The 15,479-nt window shown below is 71.5% G+C and carries 16 protein-coding genes; 8 read left to right on the top strand and 8 right to left on the bottom strand.

Annotated elements, in window-relative coordinates; genetic code table 11:
• The 3 genes from WCD74_RS29370 to WCD74_RS29360 all read left to right on the top strand — a co-directional run.
• Positions 1-1,136, top strand: a 1,136-nt coding sequence (locus tag WCD74_RS29370) for a VOC family protein (protein WP_337698481.1), incomplete at its 5' end; no start/stop codon positions are given.
• 36 nt (positions 1,137-1,172) lie between these two features.
• Positions 1,173-2,228, top strand: coding sequence for an amidohydrolase family protein (locus WCD74_RS29365; RefSeq protein ID WP_337698480.1), 1,056 nt, complete (start codon positions 1,173-1,175; stop codon positions 2,226-2,228).
• Positions 2,229-2,236: 8 nt separating this feature from the next.
• Entirely contained in the window at positions 2,237-3,022 is a 786-nt protein-coding gene (locus WCD74_RS29360) for a 1-acyl-sn-glycerol-3-phosphate acyltransferase (protein ID WP_337698479.1), read from the top strand.
• Positions 3,023-3,476: 454 nt separating this feature from the next.
• Here the strand turns inward: WCD74_RS29360 and WCD74_RS29355 are convergent, their stop codons facing one another.
• From WCD74_RS29355 to WCD74_RS29320, 8 genes are all read right to left on the bottom strand, one after another.
• Positions 3,477-4,229: an SDR family NAD(P)-dependent oxidoreductase gene (locus tag WCD74_RS29355; RefSeq protein ID WP_337698478.1), complete on the bottom strand. Its 753-nt coding sequence runs from the start codon at positions 4,227-4,229 to the stop codon at positions 3,477-3,479.
• Between the two features lie 12 nt (positions 4,230-4,241).
• Complete coding sequence (locus WCD74_RS29350) at positions 4,242-4,658, bottom strand: VOC family protein (protein WP_337698477.1); 417 nt, start codon at positions 4,656-4,658, stop codon at positions 4,242-4,244.
• Entirely contained in the window at positions 4,655-6,034 is a 1,380-nt protein-coding gene (locus tag WCD74_RS29345; RefSeq protein ID WP_337698476.1) for an NAD-dependent succinate-semialdehyde dehydrogenase, read from the bottom strand. The genes WCD74_RS29350 and WCD74_RS29345 overlap by 4 nt, the downstream gene beginning before the upstream one ends.
• Before the next feature lie 35 nt (positions 6,035-6,069).
• Positions 6,070-6,504 carry a PPOX class F420-dependent oxidoreductase gene (locus WCD74_RS29340; protein ID WP_337698448.1) on the bottom strand — a complete coding sequence of 145 codons (435 nt, stop codon included), beginning with the start codon at positions 6,502-6,504 and terminating at the stop codon, positions 6,070-6,072.
• A 40-nt stretch (positions 6,505-6,544) separates the two neighbouring features.
• A complete protein-coding gene (locus tag WCD74_RS29335) occupies positions 6,545-7,372 on the bottom strand; it encodes a mycofactocin-coupled SDR family oxidoreductase (RefSeq protein WP_337698475.1) in 828 nt (275 codons plus the stop codon).
• Position 7,373: 1 nt separating this feature from the next.
• Complete coding sequence (locus WCD74_RS29330; RefSeq protein ID WP_337698474.1) at positions 7,374-8,246, bottom strand: sugar phosphate isomerase/epimerase family protein; 873 nt, start codon at positions 8,244-8,246, stop codon at positions 7,374-7,376.
• Positions 8,243-9,139: an alpha/beta fold hydrolase gene (locus WCD74_RS29325; protein WP_337698473.1), complete on the bottom strand. Its 897-nt coding sequence runs from the start codon at positions 9,137-9,139 to the stop codon at positions 8,243-8,245. The genes WCD74_RS29330 and WCD74_RS29325 overlap by 4 nt, the downstream gene beginning before the upstream one ends.
• 91 nt (positions 9,140-9,230) lie before the next feature.
• Positions 9,231-10,487, bottom strand: coding sequence for an ROK family protein (locus tag WCD74_RS29320; protein ID WP_337698472.1), 1,257 nt, complete (start codon positions 10,485-10,487; stop codon positions 9,231-9,233).
• A 115-nt stretch (positions 10,488-10,602) separates the two neighbouring features.
• On the opposite strand from WCD74_RS29320, the gene WCD74_RS29315 reads away from it, so the two are divergent.
• Genes WCD74_RS29315 through WCD74_RS29295 form a run of 5 tightly spaced genes read left to right on the top strand, consistent with a single transcriptional unit; the run spans position 10,603 to position 15,395 of the window.
• Positions 10,603-11,421: a sugar phosphate isomerase/epimerase family protein gene (locus WCD74_RS29315; protein WP_337698471.1), complete on the top strand. Its 819-nt coding sequence runs from the start codon at positions 10,603-10,605 to the stop codon at positions 11,419-11,421.
• A gap of 8 nt (positions 11,422-11,429) precedes the next feature.
• A complete protein-coding gene (locus WCD74_RS29310) occupies positions 11,430-12,461 on the top strand; it encodes a Gfo/Idh/MocA family protein (protein WP_337698470.1) in 1,032 nt (343 codons plus the stop codon).
• Complete coding sequence (locus WCD74_RS29305) at positions 12,458-13,387, top strand: sugar phosphate isomerase/epimerase family protein (protein WP_337698469.1); 930 nt, start codon at positions 12,458-12,460, stop codon at positions 13,385-13,387. The genes WCD74_RS29310 and WCD74_RS29305 overlap by 4 nt, the downstream gene beginning before the upstream one ends.
• A 17-nt stretch (positions 13,388-13,404) precedes the next feature.
• Positions 13,405-14,292 carry an alpha/beta fold hydrolase gene (locus tag WCD74_RS29300; protein WP_337698468.1) on the top strand — a complete coding sequence of 296 codons (888 nt, stop codon included), beginning with the start codon at positions 13,405-13,407 and terminating at the stop codon, positions 14,290-14,292.
• Entirely contained in the window at positions 14,289-15,395 is a 1,107-nt protein-coding gene (locus tag WCD74_RS29295; protein WP_337698467.1) for an agarase, read from the top strand. The genes WCD74_RS29300 and WCD74_RS29295 overlap by 4 nt, the downstream gene beginning before the upstream one ends.
• Positions 15,396-15,479 lie beyond the last annotated feature (84 nt).

Raw genomic sequence — 15,479 nt, 5'->3', positions numbered from 1 at the left:
CAGGACCGATGAGCACGACGTCCCTGCCCGGCCACGACACATCCGTCGAACCCAACGGGCTCCCCACGCCGCCGGCGTCGGTGTTCGGCCGGGTCCACCTCGGCTACCTCATCATCGAAACCCAGCGCATGACCGACTGGCGACGCTTCGGGGTCGACGCCGTCGGGATGCACGCCGACGAACTCGACCGAGACACCCTCCGCTTCCGTTTGGACGAGCACGCCTGCCGCTTCCTGCTCGAGCGGGGCCCCGCCGAGGACGTCACCACCATCGGCTGGCAACTCGACGACCACGACACCTTCGACCGCGTCATCGATCGCGTCCGCAGCGCCGGGGTCCCGACCGTCGAGGGCACCGCCGAGCAGGCCGCCCGCCGCGGCGTCGAGCGCCTGCTGCGCTTCCCCGGACCCAAGGGCATCACCCAGGAGGTGTTCACCCGGCCGGTGCTCGGCGAGGTTGCACTGGACATGCGGACCAGCCGCTTCGTCACCGGAGAAGGCGGCATGGGCCACGTCGCCCTCACCTCCACCAACCCGGCCGGACTGCGCGGCTACTACGACACCGTCTTCGACGCCCGGCTCTCGGACTACATCGACGAGACCATCAGCGGGGTGATGCTGAAGATCCGGTTCCTGCGGGTCAACGGACGCCACCACTCGATCGCGGTGGCCTCCACCCAGGGCGTGCGTCTCGACCCCGTCCGCACCCGCGTCCAGCACCTCAACGTCCAGGTCGCCGAGCTCGACGACATGGTCGGCGCCTACCAGCGGATCAAGGAACTCGGCTTCGGCATGGCGTTGGCCGTCGGGCAGCACACCAACGACCGGGAGCTGTCCTTCTACGCCCAGACCCCCTCCGGCTTCGAGTGGGAGGTGGGCTGGAACCCGATCGTCGTCGACGAGACGACCTGGGAGCCCGTCACCCACCGGGGCATCAGCGTGTGGGGACACACCCCCGTCGGGCAGACAGTGATCGACAAGCTCGACCAGTTCCGACTGGGCCTCGCGTCGCTGATCCGTGAGGAGGACGTCGTCGCGCCGCTGGCCGGCGCCGGGGTCGAGGACTACGTCCGCGAGGTCGCCCCCTCCGCCGGGCGCGCCCAGCCCGGTCGCCCCGGCTTCACCGGCCTCGGCTGACCACCGCCACTGCCACCGGACGAGGAGGTCCACACCATGGCCGACACCGGACGCATCGACGTCCACCAACACCTGCTGCCCCGCGACTACACCGCTGCCCTCGAACGGCACGGGATCGCCGAGGCCGGCGGCCGAGCCCTGCCCGGCTGGAGCCCGCAGAGCGCACTGGCGATGATGGACGATCACCACATCGCCACCGGCATCCTCTCGCTGTCCACCCCCGGCACCCACCTCGGCGACCGCGACGAGGCTCGCGACCTCACCGCCCGACTCAACGACGCCCATGCTGAACTGGTCAAGGACCATCCCGACCGCTTCGGCATGTTTGCTGCGGTACCACTACCCGACGTCGACCTCGCCCTCGACGCGATCGCCCACGCCGACGACGACCTGCACGCCGACGGCGTCGTGCTCCTGGCCAACCACCAGGGCACCTACCTCGGCGACCACGCGTTCGACCCCGTCATGGATGAGCTCGCCCGCCGCAACATGGTCGTGTTCATCCACCCCGCCGAACTGCCGGCTCCCGCGGTCGACGGCATCCCGCCCTTCGCGGCGGACTTCCTGCTCGACACCACCCGCGCGGCCTACCTGCTCGTGCGCAACGGCGTCGTCGACCGACACCCCGACCTGCGGATGATCCTCTCCCACGCCGGGGGCTTCGTGCCCTACGCCTCGCACCGCATGGCCGTCGCCATCGCCGGGGACACCGGACGCAGCCCCCGCGACGTCCTCGACGACTTCCGCGCCTTCTACTACGACACCGCGCTCTCCGGCAGCCCGGCCGCGCTGCCGAGTCTGCTCGCGTTCGCCCGCCCCGACCACGTCCTCTACGGCAGCGACTGGCCGTTCGCTCCCGCCAGCGCGGTCACGTACTTCACCGGCGGCCTCGACGAGCACCTCACCCACAGCCCGTTCGGGCAGTCGATCTCCGCCGCGATCGACCACGACAACGCCGCCCCGCTGTTCCCGCGCCTCGGCCGCGCCGCACGCGTCAGCGTGGCCGACAACCGTCTCGCTCGCCTGCGCGACACCGTCAAGAGCAGCATCGTGCGGACCGCCGTCGGCCTCATCGACCCCGCCCGGCAGTGACTGTCGCGATGAACCCCGAGCCCACGCCGAGCGTTGCAGGCCAAGCCGTCGCCCTCGCCCGCGACGTTGCCGTCGCCATCGGGCGCCGCTACCACCGCCTCGAGGTCGCCGTCGACGCCCCGCTCCCCGCGGCCCCCAGCCTGATCGTCAGCAACCACGGCTTCGGCGGCATCTTCGACCTCAACGTCCTCGCTGCCTTCGCCGCGCTGCGCGACGCCGGACTGACCGGCCCCCTCGACATCCTGGTCCACAAGATCGCGTGGACACTCAAGGTCGGGCCGATCCTCGAGGAACTCGGTTGCCGACAGGCCAGCCGCACCGCCGCCACCGAAGCGCTCTCAGCCGGGCACCACCTGCTTGTCCTGCCCGGCGGCGACCTCGACGCGTTCAAGGCCTACAAGGACCGCAACCGCATCGTCTTCGCCGGACGCCAGGGCTTCGCGCGACTCGCCATCGACCACGGGGTACCGATCGTCCCCATCGTCACCGCCGGCGCCGGCGAGTCCCTCCTCGTCCTCTCCGACGGCCAGGCCCTCGCAAGAACCCTCGGACTCGACCGCCTCGCCCGCCTCAAGGCAGCCCCGATCTCGGTGTCACTGCCGTGGGGACTCAACATCGGCGCCGTCGGACTCCTGCCCTACGTGCCCCTGCCCACCAAACTCGACACCGCCGTGCTGGCGGCGATCCATCCGCGCCCCGACGACGATCCCGCCGCACTCGCCAGCCGGGTCGAGGCAGCCATGCAGGACCGACTCGACGTTTTCACCGCCGACCGGACACCGCTCGTGGGCTGAGTCGAACGGGCGGCCGGGGCGCGCCTGAGGTTCTCTAGCAGTCGGCCGTCCAGCCTCCGGCGGCGATCCGTCCGCCTGTGGTCCCGGTCCGCGGCTCACGTCAGTTGGCGTGGCACTCGAACGCCGAGAGTTTCATTTCTCGTACGGAGCCGACAACGAAGGGTGCGCCGTCAGGGACTCGAACCCCGAACCCAGTGGACAAGGTTCACGTCGGCTGTCGTGGGCCAGTATCTGCATCTCGGCTGCTCAGCGACATGATCAGGAAGTAGCGATCTTGTGCCGTGGGTGCCCGTAGACGGCCCTGGTGTGACGTAAGCGGTACCGAAAGCGGGCCTCGTCAGTCAGGGCCGGGTGTCGAAGGCTGACGTCGTTCCAGCCCTGGCCAGGCGATACGGAGGGCACGACAGCACCTGCCGCTAGGCGAGAGGAGCGGCTGTCCGGCCCGCCTGCGGATTCAGGGCATGATCAGGCCGCCGTTGACCGGCGCCCAGCTGCCGGTGGTGAACGCGGCGTCGTCGCCGGCGAAGTAGGCGACCGTGCGGGCGACGTCGTCGGGTCGGGCGAGCCGGCGCATCGGGGTCGCGTCAGCGAGCTGCGACCTGAGCTCCTCGGGGAGTCGGTCGCTCACGGCGGTGTCCTCCACCGTGGACGGGGCGACGACGTTGGCCGTGATGTCGTGCGGTGCCACCTCGGCGGCGACGTAGCGCACGAAGGAGTCCAGGGCGGCCTTGGCGACCCCGAGGGCGATCATCCCGTCCCGGGGACGTCGGGACAGGCCGGTGGACAGGTAGATCAGCCGTCCCCGGCGGCGGTCGATCATTCCGGGCAGCACGGCCTTGGTGAGCAGGTGTGCCGCGTGCATCTCCTGGTCGAGTTTCGCCGAGAGCTGCTCCCAGTCCAGGTCGGCGAACGAGGTGACCGGGAATGGGGTCATGGCGTTGTGCACCAGCACGTCGAGCCGGCCCCAGCGTTCGACGACCGTGTCGACCAGGCGTGTCATGTCGGCCGGGTCGGTCACGTCGCCCTGCACCACCAGGGCGTCCCCACCGGCCGCCCGCACGTCGTGGGCGACGGCTTCGGCCGCGGTCGCGCTGTCGCGGTGGTTGACCACCACGGCGTGACCGCGCGCCGCGAGTTCGCGCGCCGTCGCCGCTCCGATGCCCCGGCTCGCTCCGGTGATCAGACACACCCGCTCGTCCACTTGCATCCCTCCTCGCCCTCAGCCCGCTGTGGGCAGCCAGATCTCCCAGGCGATGCCGTCCGGGTCGCAGAACGACACGAACTCGGCGTAGCCCGCGTCGCGGGTCGGGGAGTGCTCGACGTCGTGCTCGTCCAGTCGCCTCGACCAGGCGTCCAGCGTGGCCCGATCTGGGGCGGTGACCGCGAGGTGGTCGAGCCCGGTGCGCTGCGGGTCGAACCGGTCCCCGCTGCGTCGGTGGGGCTCGTGGATGCCCAGCGTCATCCCGCTTCCGGGATGACGCATCAACCGCCGGGGGTGACCCTCGGACGGCGGCCCCTCGGTGACCTCACCGACGCGCTCGAAACCGAGCACGTCCTCGTAGAAATGCACGCTGGTCGTCATGTCCCGCACGACCAGCGCGACGTGGGCGATGCCGGAGAAGGTCGCGGTGCTCACTGGATCCAGATCGTCTTGGCGTTGACGAACGACTGCGGCCCGAAGGAGGCGAGCTCGCGGCCGTAGCCGGAGTTCTTCGCCCCGCCGAAGGGCACTTCGGGCGTCGACTCGGTGATCTTGTTGATGTAGACCATGCCGCTCTCGACCTCGTTGGCGAAGCGCTCCTTCTCGTCCTCGTCCTCGGTCCAGGCGCTGCCGCCGAGGCCGAACGACGAGTCGTTGGCGATGGCGATGGCATCGTCGACGTCGCGGGCGCGGAAGACGAGTGCGACCGGCCCGAAGAGCTCCTCGTAGTACGCGGGGGCGTCCTTGGGGATGTCGGCCAGCACCGTGGCGGGGTAGTAGTTGCCGGGCCCGCCCAGGGGCTTGCCGCCGGTGAGGAGCGTGGCGCCCTTGGCCACGGAGTCCTGGACCTGCTGGTCGAGCTCCTCGAGTCCCTGCGGGCCGGACATCGGGCCGAGCTCGGTGTTCTCGTCCATCGGGTCGCCGACGACCAGCGCGTCCATCTTCTCGACCAGCAGCCGCTGGAACTCGTCGGCGATCTGCTCGTGGATGATGAAGCGCTTGGCGTTGATGCAGGACTGACCGTTGTTCAGGGTCCGGCTCGTGACCGCGGCGTCGGCGGTGGCGTCGAGGTCGGCGGAGGGCATGACGATGAACGGGTCGCTGCCGCCGAGCTCGAGCACACTGGTCTTGACGTTCTGCCCGGCGCGGGCACCGACCTCGCGTCCGGCGGGCTCGCTGCCGGTCAGGGTGACGGCGCGGACGCGGTCGTCGTCGATGATCCCCTCGATCTGCGAGCTCGACACCAGCAGCGTCTGGAACGCGCCCGCGGGGAAGCCGGCCCGGGTGAACACGTCCTCGATGGCCAGGGCCACCTGGGGGACGTTCGAGGCGTGCTTGAGCAGGCCGGTGTTGCCCGTCATCAACGCCGGCGCGGCGAAACGCAGCAACTGCCAGTACGGGAAGTTCCACGGCATGACCGCGAGGACCGGGCCGAGCGGCTGGTAGCGCGTCAGGATCCGCGCGTGCTCCGGGGCGTTCGACGGGTGCGGCCACTCGACGTCCGCGAGGGCCTCGGCCGCGTGGTCGGCGTACCAGCGGCAGCCGTAGGCGCACTTGGTGATCTCGGCGCGGGCGGCCACGAGGGTCTTACCCATCTCCAGGGTGGCGAGCTGGGCGAGCCGCTCGTTGTCCTCGTCGAAGATGTCCGCGGCGCGCCGCAGCCAGTCGGCACGCTGGGAGAACGTCGTGTCCCGGTAGGTCCGGAAGGTGTCCCACGAGCGCTGGAGCTTCTCCTCCAGCTGCGCCTCGGTCAGCGCCTCGAACTCGCGGACGGTCTCGCCGGTGGCGGGGTTGATGGTCGCGATGGCCATGGTGGTGCGGATCCCTTCGACAGGACGGAGCGAGGTCAGTCGCTGGTGTCCTTGTTCTGGTCGATGATCGTCTGGCGTTCGGGGGTGACCCAGAGGATCACGCGCTCGGACTTGATGCCCTCGGGCGGATAGTCGGTGCCGAGGTACTGGTGGGCGACCTCGTCGATGTGGGTGCGGGCCTCGTCGCCGGTGGTGGTCCGCTCGACCCGCCCGCGGATCTCGGCGTAGCGGTAGGGGTCGGACTCGTCGCGGATCAGCACGGTGATCCGGGGGTCGGACTGCAGGTTGCGGTAGCGCTTGCGGTGGGTCTCGGTGTTGAGCACCAGCTGCCCGTCCTTGATCGCGACCCACAGCATCTGGGTCTGCAGGCGCCCGCTGGGCAGCACGGTGGTGACCGCGGCGAAGTTCTTTCCGCTGGCGAGTTCCTGGGTGACGGGGTGCAGCTCGGGGCCGTTCTTGGTGTCCGCCATCAGCGGTCCTCTCGTCGGGGGGAGTGGGGGAAGATCCACATCACTTGAGCATGAAGCCGGCGTCGACCCGGTGTTCGACGCCGGTGATGTAGCGGGCGTCGTCGGAGACCAGGAACGCGACGAGCGCAGCGACGTCCTCGGGCTCGACGAGGTCGACGCCGGGCAGGAGGTTGCCGCGCATCGGCTCCAGCAGGTCGGGGTGCTCACCGGCCCACTCCCGGAAGGCCGGATTGTCGCCCATCATCGTGTTCACCCCGGTCGGGTGGACGACGTTGACGCGGATGTGGTGGGGCGCCAGTTCCCAGGCCAGCGTCCGCATCAGAGCGATCACGCCGAACTTCGCGACGTTGTAGTGCGTGCACCCGGCGACCGAGCGCAGCCCGCCCACCGAACCCGTGAGCACGATCGCGCCGCCGTTCCCGGCGTCGATCATGAGCGGCACGACCGCCCGGCACGTCTTCCACACCGAGGTGACGTTGGTGGCGAGCATGTCGTCCCACTGGTCGTCGGTCAGGTCCCAGGTGCTGTCGGCGACGCTGAGGACGCCGGCGCTCGGGACGAGGGCGTCGACGCGGCCGAACTCGCGGCAGGCGGTGTCGGCCAGGCGGGTGGCGGTGTCGGTGTCGCGCAGGTCGCCCTCGACGGCGACGGCGCGCCGTCCCTGCTTCTCGACGAGCCGGACGGTCTCGGCGAGCTCGTCGTGCGTGCCCATCGGATAGGCGACCGTGGCGATGTCGCCGGGCACGTCCGCGACGACGACGTCGGCGCCCGCCTCCGCGAGCCGCACCGCGTGCGCGCGGCCCTGTCCGCGGGCAGCACCGGTGACGACGGCGACGCGGCCGTCCATGCGGTTGCCGTTCCCGGCCATGTCAGGTCCTCCTGGGTAGGGTGATCCCGGCCCGCGTGAAGCAGGTCCGGAGGTGGGTGTCGGCGCGGCGCAGCTCGCGGGTGACCTTCTCGACCGGCCATCCCGCGGTGCCGTGGCACTTCAGCGACGCCGCGCCGGTGTAGCCGACGCGGTCGAGCGCTGCTAGCCCGACCGCATGGTCGAGGACGCCGTCGGGGCGCGGCAGCTGGCGCTCGCCGGGCCCGAAGTCCAGGCCGTCGACGCCGCGGCGGTACGCGCGGTCGACGTCCCAGAGGTAGTAGTGGAAGAGCTTGCCGCGCTCGGCGAGGAACCACACGGCCTCGCTGATGCTCTCGCCCATCACCCACAGGTGCGGGGGAGCGAGGCAGATGCCCAGGTTCGGGTGGTCGAGCTCGGTGACCAGCCGACGGATCTGGGCGAGGCTGTCGACGCCCTCCGACCAGCGCTGATCCTCTCCTGCACCCGACTCGAAGTCGGCGGAGAACGGCACCGTGAGGTGGTTCTCGACCGCGATGCGCACGCCGAGACGCTCGGCCTCGTCAAGCATCGGTGCGAGCCAGTGCTCGACGAACTCGGGGTAGGGCGCCTCGCAGTCGAACACGAGGGTGTCGACGCCGAGGTCATGGGCCAGGCGTAGCCGGGCGGTCAGCTCGTGGCGGTCGCGGCCGTAGCAGGTCAGCCCGGTGGCGCGCATGCCGTGCCGCCCGAGCGTCCGCCGGATCACCGCGACGTCGTCGCCGGGGTGGACGTGGTCGGCCAGTGGTGGCGCCGACGCCCAGAGCATCACCTCGTCGAACCCGAGGCCGGCGAGCTCGCCCAGCGCCGTGCCCAGCTCGGCGTCGTGATAGGGGAGGACCTCCGCGGCGTACCTCACGCCGCGGCGTCCGCGGCGAAGAAGTCGCCCATCACCCGCGCGAGTTCGGCAGGGCGTTCGAGGGCCATCGAGTGCCCGCAGCGCTCGAGCTCGACATAGCGGACGTCGTCGGCCACCCGCTCCATCTGCCGGCGACCCTCCTCGCCGATGAAGCTGTCGCTGCCGATGGTCAGTACGGGCATCGGGAGCCGACGGGCCGACCACTGCCGGTCCAGCTCGATGTTGACGAACGTCGCCCGGTAGACCTCGAAGATCGCGCGGAGGCCGCCGGGGGCAGACGAGCAGCGGACCCACTCCTCGACGCAGTCCTCGGTGATCGCCGCGGGGTCGTAGGTCTCGTTCTTCATCCAGGTCTCCCAGAAGACCCGCTCCCGGCCGGCGATCAGCATCTCGGGGAAGTCGCGGACGTGGAAGAACCCGACGTGCCACAGGAAGTGGTCGGACGCGACGTTGTCCTCGGTGAGCGCCGACCACGCCTCCAGCCCGGCGCCGGGCACGAGCATCTCGGAGAAGGAGAGCCGTGTGACGCGCTCGGGGTGGGAGGCGGCGACCGCGTAGGCGAAGGCGGCGCCCCAGTCCTCGCCGGCCACGGCGAAACGCTCGTGGCCCAGCGCGGTCATCAGCTCGGCGACGTCCTCGGCGATCGTGCCCATGTCGTAGCCGCCGTCGGGACGCGCGGAGTCACCGAAGCCGCGGATGTCGGGAGCGATGACGGTGAACCGCTCGGAGAGCAGCGGGATGACGCGGTGCCAGTAGTACCAGTTCTTGGGCACGCCGTGGAGCAGCACGAGCGGCGGCCCGGAGCCCGCGGTCACGTGGTGCAGACGAACCCCGTTCACGGTGGTCCGCCCGTGCGTGACCGGGTGGCCGGCGTGGTCGGTGATCTCGCGCATCACGTGCTCCTCGACAGCGGGCGACGACGGCGTCGCTCTCCGTCTTATGTTCGCACCGAGCAAATGTCAAGGCGACGCGAGCGGAAGGGTCTCAGGCCAGGTCGGCCCGACCGACCGGGCTCCCATCCTGCAGCCACCGCACGAGGTATGCCGGCGAGAGCAGCTCGTCGACCACCATCGTCGCGGCGCCGAGCAGGCCTGCCCGGCCCGACAGCGGCGAGGGCTCGATGCGCAGCTCCCGCGTGGCCAGTGGCAACGACCGTCGATACACGATCTCCCGGACCGCGGCGAGGACCTGGTCGCTGGACGCCCCTACCTGTCCTCCCAGCAGGACCATTGCCGGGTTCACGAGATTGACCGCCACCGACAGGGTGGTCCCGATCAGCATGCCGGCGTGCTCGAGCATCCGCCGCGACTCCTGGTCGCCCTCCCGCGCGGCGTCGACGACGTCGCGGACGGTCAGTTCCCCGGCGTCGGCGAGCCGCGCGGCGAGGCGCCCACTGTGGCCGCCGCGGGCGACCGTCACGGCGTCCCGGGCCAGTGCCCCGCCCCCGGCCAGCACCTCGAGGCAGCCGCGGTTGCCGCAGCGGCAGACAATGCCGGAGTCCTCGTGCACCGCGGTGTGCCCGAGGTCGCCGGCCGCGCCCTGCGCCCCGCGGTGCAGGCGCCCGCCCGTGACGAGGCCGGCGCCGATACCGGTCCCGATCTTGACGTAGAGCAGGTCGGAGACGCCTCGGGCCACGCCGTGACGCAGTTCGCCCAGGGCCATCGTGTTGACCTCGTTGTCGACCCACACCGGCACCCCGAACCGATCGGCCAGGTGCTCGCGCACCGGGTGGCCGTCCCAGCCGGGCATGATCGGCGGCGCCACCGGGCGACCGCTCGCGAACTCCACCGGACCGGGGAGGCCGAGCCCGACGCCCCAGACGGGGGCGACGTCGCCGACGTCGCCCCGTAGGTCCTCGAGATCGTCGGCGATGCGGTCCAGGGTGGCCTCGGGTCCGGCCGACACGTCCCACGCTTGGTGCCGGTGCTCGCGCAGGGCGCCGTCCAGGTCGGTGACGCCGACGGCGAACCCGGTCGCCCCGACCTCGGCGACGAGCACGGCGCCGGCCTCGGCGCGGAACCGCAGCTCGCGCGGCGCCCGGCCGCCGGTCGACGGCCCGAGCTCGCCCTCGACGACCAGGTCCGCGTCGAGGAGCCGGGCCAGCCGTGCGGAGACCACGGTGCGGCCGAGGCCCGACCGCCGGGCGAGTTCCGGACGGGTGCGCGCGTTCCCGTGCCGGATGAGGTCGAGCACGAGCACCAGGTCGTCGACCTGCTCGTCCAGATCGAGCGGCCTGCTCATGGCGCCTCCCCGGGCCCGCGGGGTCGAACCCAAAGCTGAGACTATGTCATTGACTTTTGCTCGCGATGAACATTAGCGTCGCTCGCGTCGACGAGGACGACCACGGGAGGCCCGGATGCGGCTCGGCTACCACACCATCACCTGGGGTGGCCTGACGGCGACCGCCGAGGGGGTCACCAGCGTCCGGGACCTGCGCTACCGCGTGGCCGGTGACATGACGCGCGCACTGCACGACATCGCGGCCGCGGGTTACGCCGGGGTCGAGCTGTTCGAGGGCAACGTCCTCGAGCTGGGCGACGACCTCCGGCGCCTGCTCGACGAGACGGGCCTGGAGCTTGTCGGTGTCTACACCGGAGCGGGTTTCGTGTTCGACGACGTACGCGGGGAGGAGCTGGGGCGGATCGCGGTGTCAGCCGATGTCGCCGCCCGCGCCGGGGCCTCGCAGCTGGTCGTCGGCGGCGGGTCCCCGCGGGCCGCGGGCTCGGATGCCGGGGACCTCGACCGCCTCGTGATCGGGCTCGACGCGGTCGCCGACCTCGCGGCCGAGCGGGGCCTGACCGCCTGCTTCCACCCCCACCTGGGCACCATCGTCGAGGCCCCCGACGCCGTCGACGCCGTGCTGGACCGCTCACGGATCGGGTTCTGCCCCGACACCGCCCACCTCGCGGCCGGCGGCGGCGACCCCGCCGACCTCGTCCGGCGCCACGGTGACCGGGTCCGGCACGTCCATCTCAAGGACCTCGACCGGGCCTCGGGGGCGTTCCGTCCGCTGGGTACCGGTGACCTCGACCTCGACGCCGTCCTGGCCGCCGTGCGGGAGACCGGCTACGACGACTGGCTGGTCGTCGAGCTCGACTCCTTCGACGGCGACCCGGCCGAAGCCGCCCGGACGAGCCGCGCCTGGCTCGCCGACCGCGGGTTCGGGGCGGCATGAGCAGGGACATGAGCGGGGCCCTGCGGGTCGCCGTCCTCGGCGTCGGCTTTATCGGCACCGTCCACGCCCACGCGGTACTGGCGTCCGGCGCCCACCTCGTCGCTGTCGCCGCGTCGGACCCCGGCCGTGGCGCCGACGCGGCCCGCCGGCTCGGAGCCGACCGCGCGGGCGACGCCGAGGAGATCGTCGTCGCCGACGACGTCGACGTCGTGCACGTCTGCACGCCGGACGCCCTGCACGTCCCGCTCGCCCGGCGGGCGCTGGCCGCCGGCAAGGCCGTCGTCTGCGAGAAGCCACTGGCGACCACGCTCGACGACGCGCGGGCCCTGCTCGACGAGGCCGGGGACGCCGTGACCGCGGTTCCTTTCGTCTACCGCTTCCACCCGATGGTGCGTGAGGCCCGTGCGCGCGTCACCCGGGGCGACGCGGGCGCCCTGCACCTGCTCCACGGGGGCTATCTCCAGGACTGGCAGGCCGCGGGAGACCCCGGATGGCGCGGCGCCGGCGACGCCACGCGGGCCTTCGCCGACGTCGGCATCCACTGGTGCGACCTCGCCGAGTTCGTCTCCTCCCACCGGATCACCCGGCTGCTCGCCCGGCTCGCCGCCGACGGCGCGTCGACGACGGTGCTCTTCGAGACCGACCACGGCGCCACCGGCTCGACCACGGTCAGCCAGACCGCGATCGGGCGGCGCAACCAGCTCAGGATCTCGGTGGACGGAGCGCGCGCCTCCTACGGGTTCGACCAGGAGGAGCCCGAGACCCTCGCGGTGCGGGGCGTCGACGGCACCGTCGTCCTGCCCCGCGGCTCGGCGTCCATGGACCCGTCGGCCGCCCGCTACTCGCGGCTCCCGCCCGGCCATCCGCAGGGCTACCAGGACTGCTTCGACGCGTTCGTGTCCGACGTGTACGCGGCGGTCCGGGGCGAACGCCCCGACGGTCTGCCGTCCTTCGCCGACGGTGTCCGGGCCGCGGCGTTGACCGATGCCGTCGGCCGCTCGATCGCGGCCGGGGCGACCTGGGTGGAGGTGCCCACGTGAGACTCGGCATGTTGACCGCCTGCCTGCCCGACCAGACCCTCGAGCAGATCGCGGCCTGGGCGTCGCGGGCCGGCTACGAGGCCCTCGAGGTGGCCGCCTGGCCCGCCGTCGGGGACCGGGAGTTCACCGCGTCGCACCTCGACGTGGCGTCCTTCGACCGGAGACGGGCCGACGAGACCCGCTCGCTGCTGGAACGCCACGGACTGGGGTCGGCGCCGTCGTCGCTGGCGTACTACGACAACAATCTGCACCCCGACCCCGACGAGCGTGCCCGCGTGAACGCCCACGTCGCCGCCTGCATCGACGCCGCGGCACTGCTCGGCACCGAGACGGTCGGCACGTTCGTCGGGCGCCATCCCGGCCGGACCGTGGCCGAGAACCTCCGGGACGCCGAGGAGATCTTCGCGCCGCTGGTGGACCGGGCGGGGGAGCGCGGCGTGAAGCTGATCGTCGAGAACTGCGTGATGGAGGGGTGGCACCCCGACGGCTATCCGGGCAACCTCGCCTACTCGCCCGAACTCTGGGAGTGGATGTTCTCCCTCGGGCTCTACCTCAACTTCGACCCGTCGCACCTGGTGTGGATGGGCATCGATCCCGTCGAGGCGCTCGCGCCCTACGTCGACCACATCCCGCACGCCCAGGCCAAGGACATCCAACTGTTCCCGGACCGTCGGAACCGCTACGGCTGGCCCGGGATCGCCGTCGGACGCGAGGCCGACCCGTTCACCACCGGCTGGTGGCGCTACCGCGTGCCCGGGCTCGGCGACGTCGACTGGCGTCGGGTCGTCGACACGCTCTACGAGGGCGGCTTCACCGGCGTGCTGTCGGTCGAGCACGAGGACCCGGTGTGGGGCGGCACCGAGGACAAGGTCCACACGGGGCTGGAGGTCGCGTACCGCACCCTCCGACCGCTGATCGTCGCGTGAGCGGCAGAGGAGCTGACATGACCGTCGTCGACCACCGGGGCGAGACCGTCCGCGCCCAGCGGGCCACCGTGAACGGGGTCCGCCTGCACTACCGCATGGCCGGGGAGGGCGAGCCCGTCCTGCTCCTGCACGGGGTCCCGAAGACCTCCTACCACTGGCGCAAGGTCCTGCCCCACCTCACGCCGCGCTACACCGTCGTCATGCCCGACATGCGCGGACTCGGCGACTCCGAGCACGCCGAGTCCGGCTACGACATGGCCACCATCGCCGACGACTTCGCCGCGCTCATGGCCCATCTCGGTCATGACCGCTACCGCGTGGTCGGGGAGGACTGGGGCGCCGCCGCGGCCTACCAGCTCGCCGCCCGCCACCCCGAGCACGTCGTCCAGCTCGTCTACCAGGAGATGATCCTCTCCGGGTTCGGGCTCGAGGACTACTCGTTCCTGACGGCCGAGAACGTCGCGAGCTACGTCTGGCTCTGGCACATCAACTTCTACGCGGTGCCCGAGTTCCCCGAGATGCTCATCGCCGGGCACGAACGCGAGTACTTCAGCTACTTCATCAAGCACGAGGCCCAGGACGCCACCGCGATCGGGGAGGACGCGATCGACGAGTACGTCCGGTGCTACTCCTCGCCCGGCGGCCTGCGCTGCATGGCGAACATCTACCGGGCCACGCTCACCGACGCCGAGCAGAACCGCGAGGCCGCGAAGACCCCGTTGGAGATGCCGGTGCTCGCCGTCGCCAGCGAACCGTTCATCGGTGCCGACAACGAGCGGGTGTGCCGCGAGGTCGCCACCGACGTGACCACGGTGTCGTTCCCGTACGGCCACCAGCTCGCCGAGGAGTGCCCCGACGACCTGGCCGCGGCCTACCTCGACTTCTTCTCCGGAGGCACCCCGTGAGCGCGTTCGCCGTCCGCGACGGGCGTCTCGTCGACCCCGACGGACACCCGTTCCTGTCCCTCGGGCTCAACCACGCTGACGAGACCAACCTGCAGTACCCGCACAACATCGACGTCTGGCGCCGGCGCTACGGCTCCCGCGAGGTGTGGCTGCGCGACGGTCCGGTCGCCGACCTGCGGGCGTGGAACATGAACACGATCGGCTGGACGCGCGAGTACGTCGCCGGGGGCTGGGGCGAGGCCCTGGACTGGTTCGGCGACCCGATCGACCTCTACCACTCGCTGCCGTGGACCTCGGCCGAGCTGCGCGGCGCGGGCATGCCCTACGTCGCGCAGCTGCAGGTCCAGGACATCGAGGACTGGAACGGCCACCCCGCGTTCCGCCCGCTCGACGACGACTTCGCGAAGTGGTGCGACTACCTCGCCCGCGCGGTCGCCCTCCCGCACGCCGACGACGAGAACCTGCTCGGGTACTTCTTCGTCGACATCCCCGCCTGGCTACCGCACGCCTCCGGACGCGACTTTCCCGAACTGAGCGGGCTCGACGGTGCTGCTCGCGAGCAGAAGCTCTACGACGTCGCCAGCCGCTACTACGAGGCGATCACGACGGCGATCCGTCGCTACGACCCCGACCACCTGATCCTCGGCGACCGCTACAACGGGGACAAGGGCATCCCCGAGCCGGTGCTGCGCGCCATGGCGCCCTTCGTCGACGTCCTCTCCGTGCAGCGGTTCGCCGGCCCCGCCGAGGACGACCGCCGAGGGTTTCGCGACGACCTGGCCGGATGGAGCGAGCAGGCCGGCGGCAAGCCCGTGCTCGTCGCCGACCACGGCAACTGGACGCCCACCGACATGAACCCGCACCGCGTCGGGCTGCCCAACCACGCCGCGCGCGGCGAGGACTACGGCCTCGTCCTCGACGCCGTCCGCCACGAACCGTGGTTCGCGGGCCTGCACTGGTGCGGGTACGTCGAGAACCTCGGCCGTGGATGGGGCGTCAAGGACCCGTTCGACGAGCCCTACCGCGACCTCACCGACGCCATCACCGAGCACAACCGCCGGGCCCTCGACGACCACGCCGCCACGTCGGTGGCCTCGCGGTGAACGGGTCGGCGCCGCCCGATCCCGTCCGTCGCCGCTGACGCGAGGTCCTGGGCGAATCCCGGGGTCCTCGAAGACCCCGGGATT

The organism is Actinomycetospora aurantiaca, assembly GCF_037401875.1.
In the GTDB taxonomy this organism is placed as follows: domain Bacteria; phylum Actinomycetota; class Actinomycetes; order Mycobacteriales; family Pseudonocardiaceae; genus Actinomycetospora; species Actinomycetospora aurantiaca.
The sequence above is the reverse complement of the archived record's forward strand: the minus strand, read 5'-3'. Positions and strand labels throughout refer to the sequence as shown.